The sequence below is a fragment of the Amycolatopsis sp. NPDC059027 genome, from assembly GCF_042739735.1.
Classification (GTDB): Bacteria; Actinomycetota; Actinomycetes; order Mycobacteriales; family Pseudonocardiaceae; genus Amycolatopsis.
Genome location: NZ_JBHYIK010000008.1, coordinates 124,231 through 138,119, shown reverse-complemented (window position 1 = coordinate 138,119; position 13,889 = coordinate 124,231). Strand labels below are relative to the sequence as shown.

The following is a 13,889-nucleotide window of genomic DNA, read 5'->3' as shown; positions in this document are numbered from 1 at the left end:
ATGTCCTTTATGGATGCCGCTGCCATGGAGGGGCGCTTCGTGTAGCGGCGACACTTGCCGCGAACGCTCCGCTCAGGACGATCAACGCCCCAGCGTCGTTCGCGACAAGCACGGGGCACCGAGAGACGCCCACCGAACGTGACCGCCTGCCCCGCAGTAGTGCCCCCGGTAACCGTCAGTGGAACTCGTTGGCACTCTCGTGGTAGTCGACCGGAAAGCCGTCCGCGGTCAGGAAATCGTGCAACCGCGCGGCCAGGTCGTCCTTGGCCGCACCGGCCTCCAGCCAGGTGGTGACGGCGACCTCCCAGTCACCGTGAACCGAACGCCACGGCTTCAGCGTCCACGTCAGCGCGATGTGGCCGCGAGCGCCGTAGACGGCGCCGACCTTCAGGTCCCGATCGGCGTTGACCCACCGCTGTTCCCCTTGCCAGCCGCGAAAGTCCAGTTCGTCGACGAACCGGGCCAGGCCTCGTCCCGTCACGAAGTTGGTCACGCTCTCCAACCGGGCGTCCAGCCCCGGCGCCTGCGCCCGGACGACGAAGAACATGCGACGGTCCAGCGGATGCACCGCGGCGTGGCGGTCCCCGAAAGACACCGACACCGCCGGGTCCTGCTCGCAGCGGACCACGACCTCGGCGTCGTCGAGACAGGCCAGTTCCGTCTCGGGCCGAAGCCACTCGTGCGGGCATTTCGTGGTCATCCCCTGAATCTACTGTGCGGCGTGCCCGATCACCGTCGCGAGCCCGAGATCGATGGCCCCGACGGCGGCCCGGCTTTCCGGCCCGAGACCGTGCCGTTCGGCCAGCCAGGCGGCTTCGGTGTAGGTCAGCCACACCCGGCCGTCGGCATCCTCCCAGGCCAGCGCCTTCGCCGGGAGGTCGATGCCCGCGGTCTGCCGGTCGGCCATCAGCGGCGTCCCGCCCCTCGGGTGCCCGAAGATCAGCAATTCGGTCGGGCGCAGGGAAAGTCCGGCCTGCGCGGCGTTGCCCGCGTGGTCGATCCTGGCGAACACCATGAGCCCGGCGGCGATGACGGCCTCGGCGAGCCGGTCGATCGTCTCGCGGACCGAGCGTTCGCACGCGACGGTGACCAGACCGGCGTCGCCCATGGCTACCTCCTCGGCACAACACACTCCAGCTGGTCGGCAGCGGCCGTGACGCCCCCGGCGGCGGCGAACGAGGCCCGGATCGCGGCGGCTCCCGCCGGATAGCGGGGTTCGGACAGCACAGCCGCGACCGCCTTCCGGATGTCCGGTGCCTTCGCGCGGTCGAAGCGTAGCCGCACGCCCGCCCCGGCGGCCACCACTTGGTGTGCCAGCATCGACTGGTCGTCCCGGATCGGCGCGACCACCAGCGGGACACCCGAGCAGAGGGTCTCGCACACCGTGTTGTGGCCACCGTGACACACCACCGCCGAGGCCTGCCGCACGACCTCGGCCTGCGGAATCCGGGTGGCCAGCAGCACCCCGTCGCTGATCAGGTCCCCGGACGGGTCGACGACAAGGCCCTGCACGTCCGGCATCCCGGCCAGCGCGTCGACGCATTCGGCCAGGAACCGGCGGCCGACCTCGGCGTTGGCGGTGCCGAGGGTGACCACGACGAGCGGGCGGCCGTCGAGCGCGTGCCACGGGAAATCCACCGCGGGCGCCGGTGCCGGCGCCGGGCCGACGAACCGCACCGGTCCGAGCGCGGCCGGTCCGGCGAGCGCACAGGTGGTGAAGGCGAGCACGAGATCCGGCGAAAACCGCAGGTCACCAGCGATGACGCCATGCCGGGCACGGAGGCCGTCCTGCAGATCGTCGATCCACGCGGCGATCTTGGGCAGCGCGCGCAGCGGGTCCACGAGTTCGGTGGACGTCGACGCCGACGTCACCCACGGCAGCCCGCACCGGCTCGCCACCAGCGCGCCCGCGAACGCCTGCTGATCGGTGACGACGACGTCCGGGCCGAAGTCCACCACCGCTTCGGCGACCCCGGGCACCATGGCGTCGGCGAGCGGGATCAAGTACTGCTCCCACAGGAACTTCAGCGCCGCGAAGCCCCGCAATCCCTCGGGACGCCGTTCCACCGCGAACCGCTCCGCGTCGCCGGCGGCGAACACCCTGGCCGCCCCGGTCAGCTCCGAGGTCGCGGGTTCCGGGCCGCACCAGGCGACCTCGTGGCCACGGACCGCCAGCTCGCCGGCCACCGCGCGCAGCGGCGCCACATGCCCGGTGAGCGGCGGGACGACCAGCAGGAACCGGCTCATCCCCCGCCCCCGCCGTGCCGGTCGATCCACTTGAGCAGCAGTTCGCGCACCTCCCGGTGCTGTTCGACCAGCACGGAGTGCCCCTGCCCCTCGAACACGTGCAGCTCGCCGCGTGGCAGCAGCGAGGTCAGCGCTTCCAGGTCGTCGGACTGGTAGCCGTGACTGCCCAAAATGGACAGTACGGGGCAGTCGATCGCGGCCACCTGCTCGGCCGTCAGCAGCGGGCCGAGCGGGACCTCCTCGGCCATCGTGGTCGACATGATCCGCTCCGCCGCCATCCGCGCGAGCCGCCGGTGGTGGGCGCTGTAGTTCGCCTCGATCCAGGCGAAGCTCTCCTCGACCTGCAGGAACCGCACGGTGTGTTCGAGGATCTGGGTCATCTTGTCCGCCCACAACGCGGTCGCGGGCTCCGACTCGATGCACACGATGCTGCGCACCCGCTCCGGGCTCGTGACCGCGTAGCTGTAGGCGAGCGTGCCGCCGAAGCTGTTGCCGACCAGGTGCACCGGCCGGTCGGGCGCGACCTGGCGCAGCAGGTCGTCCAGATCGGCCACGAAGTCGGCGATGGTGTACCCGCGTTCGGGACGCTCCGTCTTGCCGTGCCCGCGCAGGTCGTAGCTGATCACGTCGATGCCGGCGGCGGCGATCGGCGGCGCCAGCGTGAGGTAGAAACTCGCCAGGCTGTCGGTGCCCATCCCGTGCAGGAACACCACGGTCTCGGTGCCCCCGGCGGGCACGAGCTGCACGTTCGTCCGCAGCCCGTTGACGGTCATCGTCGGCATCGGGTCACCCTCGCCCGGCGAGCCGGGCGGCGACGTAGTCCGCGATGTCGCCGACCCGCAGCCCGATCACGTCGTCGAGATCCTTCTCCGCCAGGAACTCCGCGAGGTTGACGTCCTCGCCGTAGTACTCGGCGAGGATGCTCGCGAAGGTCACCAGATCGATGCTCTCCAGCTGCAGATCCTCGTGGAAGGTGGTCTCCGGCGTGATCTCGATGCCCAGTACCTCGGCGTCGCCGACCAGCTCGCCCAGCAACTCGGCGACGGTGGCGAAGACGGAAGCCGGCAACTGCTGTTCGATCGTCATGTCGTGCTCCTGTTTGTCCCACAACGGTTCCAGGCCACGACGTGACCCGGTATCCCGGCCGACTCCATACCGGCCCCGATCTCCTCCGCCAGCCCGCTCGTGTCCGCCTCCGCACGGACGGCGATGCGGGGCCGCACCGGGTCGCCGCGGTCGCGGACGAGAGCGACCGCGAGATCGCCGGTCTGCGCGACCGCGACGGCGAGGTCCGGCAGTTTTCTGCCGTACAGCCCCGAAACACCGGTCGCGTCGGGGTGCACGCGGATTTCCGCCGGGTACACCGCGTCCACCCCGTCGGCGGCGAGCCACGCGCGAACGGCGTCCTTGATCGCGACGCGCTCCAGCAGCCAACCCCGTTGCCGCCGGGGCTGGCACGCCACGTACTCGGCTCGTTCGGCGGCGCCGAGGTACACCCCCGCGTAGATGTCGCGTGCCGCGACGCTCGGCCAGCGGTCGGTGACCAGCGTCCAGGAACCCTCGTGCTCCTCGGAAAGCCGGTGCCGGTCGGGGAAGGCGTAGACGCGGTGCGCGGCGCGGTCGCAGGGGAAGCGGATGTCGCGCCACTGCTCGATCCTCGCGAGGACCGTCCCGTCGCGGACGAGTTCGGCGTCCATCTCCAGCACGTCCGGCCGCGGCAGGCGGACGCGCACCAGGCAGCCCACCCGCGTACCCGGCCCGGGTTCGGGGCCGTACCAGGTGATCCGGCCCATCGACGTGGGGAACGCGAGCAGCCCGTCGGGCCGGGTGCTCATCAGCCAGCAGCCGAGCAGCTGGCCGACGTTGTCCAGCAGCGCACCAGGGGCGGGCGGCACGACGAGCTCGCCACGGATGTGCTGCTCGCCGATCCCGCTCAGCCGCACCAGCCCCTGGTACGCCGGGCCGTGGAACATCTCCCGCCGGGTGTAGACCTCGGCCGCGGTCAGCGGGGGCGCGGTTTCCGGTCCGGGGACGGGAAAAGGCGCCGGGGACGACGGATACCGCTGTCCCAGGTGGACGTTCAGCGTGGCGTACGGCCCGATCTCGACGTGCACCCGATCGCCCTCGCGCGTCATCGAGAGCGGGACCCGCTGGGCGGGGGCGGCGATCAGCCAGCGCGAGAACGCCGCGTTGTCCACTCCGGTCGCGACCGCCCCCTGCCATGTCCGTTCCGCCGCCCGGCAGGCGAGGTCGACCAGCGTCGTCGCGGGGACGACCGGCCGGAAGTCCGCCTCGTCCGGCCAGTCCTCGCGCTGCCGGAAGAACCGGTGGTCGGCCAGATACGGCATTGTGGCGAGCGAAACGTCCACAGTGGACGCGGCGCGCTCGGGCTCCCGCCTGGCCGCGGCGCTGACGACGCTGGCCGCGGTCCGCCGGGTCTCGGCGAGCAACGCGGTGAACTCGGCGACGATCGCGTCCGGAATGCCGTCCGGAATCTCCGGCAGCGCCTCGCCGCCTTCCAGCAACCCCTTGGCTTCCTCGGCGACGGAAAGCAGCGCACCGCCGGTGTCGAGCCGGATCCGCCTGGGCTCCAGCGCGGCGAACCGCGGCTGCCCGCCCTCGACCCACACCGCGGTCGCGACGCGGCGCAGCTGCCCGAGCCCGGATCGGGTACCGGACGCCGCCGGGACGACCAGATGCGGCCGCTCCGCCAGCGTGTCCGCCACGAACGAACCGACCTGCCCTGCCCCGGCCTGCACGAACACGCGGACACCGTCGTCATACAGCGCGTCGACCAGCTCACGGAACCGGACCTTGCGCACCAGGTGCGCCAGGTACAGCTCCCGGACCTCGACCGCCGACGCCGGGTACGGCCGGGCCGTCGTCGCCGACCACACCGGGATCCGCGGCGCGCTCAGCTCCAGTTCCGCCACGAGCCGGGTGAACGGGCCGAGCCGCGAACGCAGCAGTGGAGTATGAAAGCCGGAGCGGAACGGCAGTGTCCTCGCGACGATTCCGCGTCCGGCGCACAGCCGGGCGAGCCGGGACGCGGCCGCGGGGTCCCCGCACACGATGGTCTGGCGAGGCGCGTTCTCATGCGAGACCATCAGTTCGGGTTCGTCGGCGAGCAGCTCGGCCGCGCGCTCCGCCGAACAGCCCAGTACCAGGAAGTCCGCTTCCGGCAAGGTGAAACCCTGTGGCCAGTACTGGGCCAGCAGGTCCGATGTGGACTGTGCGGGGTACATGCCGGCGGCCTGCATCGCCGTCCATTCGCCGACGCTGTGCCCGGCCAGCGCGTCCGGGGTGATGGCGAGCCGCCGCAACGCGGCGTCGAGCAACAGCCCGACCTGGGACACGCTCGACGCGCGGTCGAGCACGCTCGCCGTCGACCACTCCGGACGCTCCAGCCCGAAGTGCCGGGCGACGTCGGCGCAGTGCGGTTCCGCGTCGGCTTCGAGTCCCGGGTAGACGAACGCCGTCTTCGCCCCGGGCCGGCGCAGCAGCGGGTCGACCGAGCACCAGATGTCGTTGGGACCGTGCCAGGGCTTCCCCTCGGCGGCGACCTTCGCCAGCACCCGGCGGGCCACCGCGAGCCGCTTCTCGTCCGGCCCGACGATGCCGATCCGGCAGGGCTCCGACCCGTCCACATCGGACTGATCAGGGCGATCGAGCAGCTCCCGCAAGGCGTCCGGAGTGGACGCCGCGAGGCGGAGCACCCGCTCGGGTTCACCACTGACCCGCGCGCGGCGGCGCCGCGCCGGAGCCGGATCTCCCTCCTCCAGCACGACGTGCGCGTTGACGCCGCCGAAGCCGAACGCGTTGACCGCCGCCCGGCGCGGCACGTCACCGCCGTCCCACGGCTGGGCCTCGGACAAGGCGCGGAACCGGGTCTTTTCCAGCAGTGGATGGGGATCCGCGCAGTGCAGCGTGGGCGGCAGCATCGCGTGGTGCAGCGCGAGCGCCACCTTGACCAGGCCCGCGACGCCCGCGGTGGGCAGGGTGTGCCCGATCATCGACTTGACCGAGCCGATCACCCCGCGCGGCCCGGCGGGCGGGCCGAACACCTCGGCGACCGTGGCCAGCTCGGCCGCGTCCCCGGCAGGCGTCGCGGTCCCGTGCGCCTCCAGCAGTCCGAGCGCGCCCGGCGCCGCCGGATCGAGCCCGGCCGACGCCCACGCGCGGCGCAGCGCCAGCGTCTGACCGGTGACGGCGGGGCTGAGCAGGCTCGCGCCTTTGCCGTCGCTCGACGTCCCCGAACCGCGTACCACCGCGTACACCCGGTCGCCGTCACGCCGCGCGTCATCGAGCCGCTTGAGCACCACGACCGCGGTGCCCTCGCCGATCAGGAGGCCGTCGGCGGTACGGGAAAGCGGGCTGATCCGCTGGCTCGGCGACAGCGCGCCGAGCTGAGTGAACATCGACCACAACGTGTCGTCGTGGCAGTGGTGCACCCCGCCCGCCAGCACCACGTCACAGCGGCGCCGCGCGAGTTCCCCGATCGCCTGGTCCACCGCCACCAGCGAAGACGCGCAGGCGGCGTCCACTGTATACGCCGGGCCGCCGAGGTCGAGCCGGTTCGCCACCCGGGAAGCCGCCAGATTCGGCACCAGCCCGATCGCCGTGTCGGGCCGGAACTCGCCGAGCGGTTCGAGCAGGGCGGTCCGCAACCGGTCGAGCACCTCCGGCCGCGCCGAGGGCAGCAGCTCGCCGACGGTGTGGGTGATCTGCCGGACCGACCGCACCCGCTGCTCGAAACGCAGCAGCCCCGGCGAAAGGTAGCCGCCACGGCCGAGGATCACCCCGACCCGTTCGGGATCACCGAGCTTCGCCAGGCCACCGGCGTCGTCGACGGCGGCGACCGCCACCGCCAGCGCGGTCAGCTGGTCCGGTTCCATCCCGCCGATCGAGCTCGGCACGATGCCGAACGCCGCCGGATCGAAGTCGAGGGTGTCCGCGACGAATCCGCCGCGCCGCCCGTAGGTGCGGTCGGGTGTGCTGCCGTCGGCGTGGAAGCTCGGATCCCGCCGGTGCGCCGGGATCTCGGTGACCGCGTCGGTGCCGGAGGTGATGTTGTGCCAGTACTCGTCCACAGTGGACGCGCCGGGCAGGAACACGCCCATCCCGACGATCGCCACGGCCTCCTGGCGTCCCACAGTGCTCACCACAGTGACGCCGTGTACAGCACCGAGCGGGCGTCAGGCGAGCCGTAGGCCAGTTCCCGCAACAGCGCCGCCGTGCCCTCGGCCGGGTCGATCAGGGCGACCTCCCGGCGCTCGTATTCGCGCGCGAGTTCGGGCGACACCATGCCGCCGTGATCATCGGCGGGGGCCCAGGGTCCCCAGTGGACGGTCAGCGCCCGGCCGCCGGTGCGGTTCGCCCAGTGCTCGCCGAGGGTTTCGAGCGCGTCGTTCGCCGCCGAGTAGTCGGTCTGTCCCCGGTTGCCGAGCACCGCGGCGATACTGCCGAAGAAGGTGACGAACCCGGGCCGCACGCCGGACTGCTCCAGCGCGTCGAGCAGTGCTCTCGCACCGTCCACTTTGGTCCCGTAAACCGTGCGGAAGGACTGCTCGTCCTTGTCCGCCATGAGCTTGTCGTCGATCACCCCGGCCGCGTGGACGACGCCGTCGATGCGGCCGAAACGGGTGTGCAGATCCTTCACCACCTGCCGGACGGCGGCGCCGTCGCGCACGTCCAGTGTGCGATAGGTCCCGCTGCCTCCGGCGGCCTGGATCTCGTCCAGCGTCCTGGCGATCTCCCGCTGAGCGAGCACCGTCCGGACGCGACGCTCGATCTCGGCGACGGAACCACCCCGCGTGGCGAGCGCGGCACGCACGGCCTGCGTGTCACCGGGCAGTTCCTCGTCCTCGGGCTCGGCGGGCCACGGCGTGCGCCCGGCCAGTTCGATCCGGCAGCCGCTCGTCGCCAGCGCGACCGCCGCCCGCGCGGTGATCCCGCGCGCGCCCCCGATCAGCAGCACCACGGAGTCCGCGCCGAGTCCCAGCGCCCGGGTCTCACCGCCGTCGGGGCCCGCGCCCGCATAAGCGATCGAGCCGAGGTCGGCAGCCGTGGGTTCGATCGTCGCGCGACCCTCGGCGTCGTACCGGACCACCGCGGGACCGTCGGCAAGCGCCTCCTCCAGCGCCACCTTCCCGACGTCCACAGTGGACTCCAGCTCGACCAGCCTTGTCCTGGCGTCCCGCTCCCGCGCGGCGGCGCGGACCAGCCCCCGCAGTCCGGCGCAGTGGTCGGCCCCGGCCGCCGCCACCACGACCACCGCACCGCGCGTGGCCTTGAGCAGGCCGAACACCTGTGGGGCGATCGGCTCCTCGGCGTCGGCGAGCGGGTTCAGCACCACCACGACGTCCGCCTCGGCCGGTTCCCCCGGCACCGCGCCCGCTCCGGCGAACGCCGACCGGACGGACTCCACGAGGTCCTCCTGCCCGGGTTCACCGACGACCGCGACGGTCCTGCCCCGTACGCGTGCGGTGTCGAAGGTCCCCAGCGGCGCCGGGATCCGGGTGAGCACGTACCGGCCGGGCGCCTTCCCGATGGGTGCCTCGGCAGGCGGAGGCGCGGCCACGGCCGGCTGCTGATCCGGGGTCACCCATTTCTCCAGCCGGGTGGCCAGCGCGGCGGCGGTGCGATCCCGGCTGAGCTGGTCCTGGCTGTCGTCGTGGACCCGCCCGGACAGGCCGAGCTTCGCCAGCAGCGTGCCCGCGATCTCGGTACGCTTGATCGAGTCGATCGACAAATCGGCTTCCAGGTCCAGATCACCGTCGATCATCTCGGCCGGGTAGCCGGTGCGTTCGCTGATCACGCCGATCACCGTCGCGAGGACGTCGACCTCCTCGGCGACGGCCACCGGTTCGGGCTCGGGAGCCGCCACCGGGACAGGTGCGGCGATCTCGATCGGGGGCGGCAGCACCACCGGTGCGGCAGGCACGGCCGGTGCGGCCGCCGCGCCGAGGTAGCCCAGCATCACCTCGCGCTGGGCCGCGACGAGTTCGCGGGTGGTGCGGAGAAATTCGACGACGGCCTGGTCACGGCCGGGCGCGGGCTGGTTCATGGTCGTCCTCGGGATTCGTCGGGCGGGCACGAGCCCGTGGGCGGGGACCTCGCCACCGGGCGCGCGGACCAGCTGGCCGTCCACCGTCCAGCCGGGAGCGGGCGGCGGGCCGAGCCGGACCCTGCCGCGGAAAAGCCGTTCGGTGCGCACCTCGGCTCCGGCGACGGCGAGCCGCGCGAGCGCGGTCAGGAAGCCCCGCAGGCCGGGGCCGCCGGGATCACAGGCGATCACGGTGTGCGGCCGATCGCCGAGGATCTCCCCTGCCAGCCGGGAAAGAACCCGGCCGGGCCCTGCCTCGACGAAGGTCCGCGCACCCGCCGCGTACATGTCCTCGATCAGGTCCACGAACCGCACCGGCGCGCCGATCTGCGCGGCCAGCTCGGTACGCACCGCATCCGGCGCGTACGGCCGCGCGGTGCGGTTCGACCAGACCGGCAGGCCCGGTTCCGCGATCTCCGCGGCGTCGAGGTCGACGGCGAACACCGCGCCGGCCCCGGCCACCACCGGGCTGTGGAACGCGCACGCGACGGGGATCCGCTTCGCCGCGACGCCCTTTTCGCGCAGCCGCCGGATGGCGCGCTCCACCGCGGGAGCCGGTCCGGAAAGGACGGTCTGCCCGGGCGCGTTGTGATTGGCCAGTACGACATCGGGGCCGATCAGCGTGGCCGTGAGATCGTCACGGGACGCCTTGACCGCGGCCATCGCGCCGGGGTCGGCCCCGGCCACGCCGGCGATCGACCGCGCCCTGGCCCGGCTGAGCGCTACCAGCGTCGCGGTGTCGAAGGCGCCGGCGACCGAAAGCGCGGCCAGTTCGCCGTAACTGTGCCCCGCCAGCAGATCCGGCCGGACCCCGAGGTCGGCGAGCAGACGGCAGACCGCCGATTCGACCAGGCCCAGCGCGGGCTGCGCCACCTGGGTGTCCTTGAGCGATTCCTCGTGCGCCGCCTGGGTTTCCTCGTCGAACGCACGCGGCGGGAACGTCTTCGCCGCGACGTCGGGGGCGAGCCGCAGCACCTCGGCCAGCTCCGGGAAGTGCACGAACAGCTCGGCCAGCATCCCGGTCCGCTGGCTGCCCTGGCCAGGGAACAGGAACGCGACCTTGCCGAGTTCGCCGCCCTCGGCAGTGATCCCGCCGCGCCCCTCTGCGGCGTCCCGCAGTTCGGCGAGATCGCCCGCGACGACGGCGAGCCGCACCGGATCCGTGCTCGCGCCGGCGCGTTCCGAAGCGAGCGCCGCCAGCTCCCGCAACGGACGGCCCTCACCGGCCGCCAGCAGCTCGCGCAGTGTCCCGCGTGCACTGTCCACATCGGACCCACGGACCAGGAACAGCTCGGCCGCCCAGTCCCGCGGCCCGTGCCGCCGGTCCGGCCGCACCCCGGGAGCGCCCAGTACCGCGTGGAAGTTGGTCCCACCGAACCCGAACGCGCTCACTCCGGCGAACCGACGTTCGCGCGGCACTGGCGTCGGCCGGGCTGCGGTGGAGAACGTGAAGGGACTGCGGCGCGCGTCCCAGGCGGGGTTCGGCCTGCTCAGGTGCAGCGTGGGCGGCACAACCTCGTGCCACAGCGCCAGCGCCGCCTTGATCAGCCCGGCCAGTCCCGCGGCACATTTCGTGTGCCCGATCTGGCTTTTCACCGAGCCGAGCGCGCAGCTGCCCGGCGCGGCACCGGCGTCGGCGAAGAACTCGGTCAACGTGGTCAGCTCGGTGGCGTCGCCGACGACCGTGCCGGTGCCGTGCGCCTCCACCATCGCAATGTCCACCGGGGACACCGCCGCGTCGCGATAGGCCCGTTCCAGCGCGCGACGCTGCCCGTCCGGGCGCGGCGCGGTCAGCCCGAGCGCCTTGCCGTCGCTCGCCGCGCCGACCCCCTTGACCACGGCGTAGACGCGGTCACCGTCGCGCTCGGCGTCGGCCCGCCGCTTGAGCACGAGACACGCGGCCCCTTCGCCGAGTGCGATCCCGTCCGCCGCCGCGTCGAACGGGCGGCAGCGCCCGGTCGGCGACAACGCGCCCGCGGAGGTGAACATGAGGTAGTCGTTGATGCCGTTGTGCAGGTCGACCGCGCCGCACAGCACCATCGCGCTGGTGCCCGCCCGCAGCTCCTTCACCGCGAGGTCCAGCGCCGCCAGCGAAGAACCGCACGCCGCGTCGACGGTGTAGTTCGCGCCGCCGAGGTCGAGCCGGTTGGCGATCCGGCCGGAGATGACGTTGGCAAGCGTGCCGGGGAAGGAATCCTCGGTCAGCTCGGGCAGTTGGGCGAGCAGCTCTTCGGGGACGTCCTCCAGGTAGCTCGGCAGCAGCGCCCGCAGCACGCCGGCGTTCGCCAGGTCTCCCCCGGCCTCCGCGCCGAAGATGACGCTGGTGTGCTCGCGGTCGAAACCGCCTTCGCCGTAACCCGCGTCGACGAGCGCGCGTCGCGCCATCTCCAGCGAAACCAACTGAGCAGGGTCGATGCTGCCCATCGACGTCGGCGGGATGCCGTAGGCGAGTGGATCGAAATCCAGCGGCGGCAGGAAGCCACCCCACTTCGACGTGGACCGATCGGCGGAGTTCTGTCCGAAGTAGACACTCTGGTCCCACCGCTGTCGCGGGACTTCGGTGACGGCGTCGGCGCCACGCAGGATGTTCGACCAGAACGCGGGGAGATCCGGCGCGCCGGGGAACGCGCAGGCCATGCCGACGATCGCGATGTCACCGTCCACAACGGACTCGTCGGAACCCGTGCCAGGCGAAAGCGCCGCCTTGGCACGGAGCAGCTCCGCCGCGCCTTCGGTGACCTCGCGGTGCAACGCCGCGATCCCGGTACGTTCCCCACGCAGCACCGCGACCTGACCCGCCATGTACATCCCCTCGGCGAGCTGAGCCTGCTCGCCGACCGCGACGAGATCCGCGCCCTCGCGGCGGATTCCCTTGCTCGCGATCCGGAGCCGCCCGGTGTTCAGCTCCTCCAGCCGCTGCCAGCTCTCCTGCGGCGCGACCCCTTCGGCACGCAGCCTGGCCTTCACCGCCGCGAACTCCCCGGTGTACGGGCTGGGCAGGCAGCGGGTGAGATGGCCCGGCGCGGTCTCCAGCGTGACCGTGGTTCCGGCGCCGAGCACGCGGTCCTGGAACAGTCCCGTGATGGCGCCGTGGGTCACCGCCTCTTCGGTGAACAGGTACGCGGTGCCCATCAGCACCCCGATCCCGGCACCCCGCGCGGCCGGCGGCTCCGCCATCGCGGCGACCATCGCCGCCGAACGCGCGTCGTGCACACCGCCCGCGAACAGCAGCTCGACGTCCTTGATATCGGCGCCGCCGTGCTCGCGCAGGACGTCGAGCTGCTGTTCCCACAGCACGAAACTCGACCGGGGGCCGATGTGCCCACCGCATTCGGCGCCTTCGAACACGAAGCGGCGGATCCCGGCGTCGAGGAACTGCCGCAGGAGGATCGGCGAGGGCACGTGCAGGAAGGTCGCGATCCCGTCGGCCTCCAAGGCCTTGGCCTGCGCGGGTTTCCCGCCCGCGATCAGCACGCATCGCGGGCGCGCGGCCCGCACCACGGCGAGCTGTTCGGCACGCAGTGCCTCCGGGACGAACCCGAGGATGCCCGCGCCCCACGGCCGGTCGCCGAGCCGGGCGGCGGTCCGCCTCAGCAGTTCGGCGGTCTTGGCCCCGTCGGCGGTGGCCACCGCGACGAACGGGAACCCGCCGTGCTCGGCGACGGCCGCGGCGAAACCGGGCTGGTCGCTCACCCGGGTCATCGGGCCCTGCACGACCGGCAACGCGGTGCCCAGCGTGCGGCACAACCGGGCACCCTGGTCCGCCGGATCCGCCGGCGGCGCGGCGAGTGACCGCACCACCGAGCGGACAGCGCTTTCGGCGTCCTGGAACCGGTTCGCGAACAGTGCCGCGAGGCCGTCGTCGGCGCGGGACAGCCGGTTCCGTTCCGCGTGCGGGACGTCCGCCTCGGGGAACAGGCCCAGCCCGTCCAGCACGACGCCCGCCGCTCCCCCGGCGACCGCGGCCACCGCCGTCCGCGGCCCGATGCCGCCGTACGCCCAGACCGGGACGTCACCGCCGAACCGCTCCAGCAGCCGTTGCAGCAGCACGAACGTCGTCAGTTCCGAACCACCCGCCTCGCTGCCGCGGGCGACGAGGCCGGAGGCACCGGCGTCGAGCACGCGGACGGCCTGCTCGACGCCGGTCACCTCGGCCAGCACGGGTGCGCCACCGCCTGGCCAAGGCGTGCCCTCGGCGAGCAGGACGAGCCCCGCGCCACTGTCCCGCACCACCTCGGGCCGTACCGGGCAGCCCGCACCGAGCCGCACCCCGAAGGGAAAACCGGCGTCCACAATGGACTCCCAGGCGGTCCCGCCCGCACCGAGGTCGACGACACCCAGTCCGCCACCGCGCGCGACGGCGGCCGCCAGCCCGGGATCGGGCCGCCCGAGCGGGTGCACGCCGAGTACCCGCGTCCGCGCCGTCGCGTGGCTCATCGGTGGACCTCCTGTTCACCTCCCGCCGGGGGCGGACCTCGAGGATTCGACGATCTTCACCGGGGGTTCCAAGAAATAACCTACTTGCCGTAGGGAGTGC

General features: G+C 72.8%; 7 protein-coding genes. All 7 read right to left on the bottom strand.

Annotated elements, in window-relative coordinates; translation table 11 throughout:
* Positions 1–175 precede the first annotated feature (175 nt).
* Genes ACFWY9_RS08120 through ACFWY9_RS08090 form a run of 7 tightly spaced genes read right to left on the bottom strand, consistent with a single transcriptional unit; the run spans position 176 to position 13,789 of the window.
* Positions 176–700, bottom strand: a complete 525-nt coding sequence (locus ACFWY9_RS08120; protein ID WP_378338475.1) for a DUF6228 family protein — start codon at positions 698–700, stop codon at positions 176–178.
* 9 nt (positions 701–709) lie between these two features.
* Entirely contained in the window at positions 710–1,108 is a 399-nt protein-coding gene (locus tag ACFWY9_RS08115; protein ID WP_378330554.1) for a DUF302 domain-containing protein, read from the bottom strand.
* Between the two features lie 2 nt (positions 1,109–1,110).
* Positions 1,111–2,247, bottom strand: coding sequence for a glycosyltransferase (locus ACFWY9_RS08110; protein WP_378330553.1), 1,137 nt, complete (start codon positions 2,245–2,247; stop codon positions 1,111–1,113).
* Entirely contained in the window at positions 2,244–3,029 is a 786-nt protein-coding gene (locus ACFWY9_RS08105) for an alpha/beta fold hydrolase (protein ID WP_378330551.1), read from the bottom strand. The genes ACFWY9_RS08110 and ACFWY9_RS08105 overlap by 4 nt, the downstream gene beginning before the upstream one ends.
* Positions 3,030–3,033: 4 nt before the next feature.
* Positions 3,034–3,333 (bottom strand): acyl carrier protein, encoded by a 300-nt coding sequence (locus ACFWY9_RS08100; RefSeq protein WP_378330550.1) that lies wholly within the window; start codon positions 3,331–3,333, stop codon positions 3,034–3,036.
* Entirely contained in the window at positions 3,330–7,409 is a 4,080-nt protein-coding gene (locus ACFWY9_RS08095; protein WP_378338474.1) for a beta-ketoacyl synthase N-terminal-like domain-containing protein, read from the bottom strand. Before ACFWY9_RS08095 ends, ACFWY9_RS08100 begins: the two co-directional genes overlap by 4 nt.
* Entirely contained in the window at positions 7,406–13,789 is a 6,384-nt protein-coding gene (locus ACFWY9_RS08090) for an SDR family NAD(P)-dependent oxidoreductase (protein ID WP_378330549.1), read from the bottom strand. The genes ACFWY9_RS08095 and ACFWY9_RS08090 overlap by 4 nt, the downstream gene beginning before the upstream one ends.
* Between the last annotated feature and the right edge of the window lie 100 nt (positions 13,790–13,889).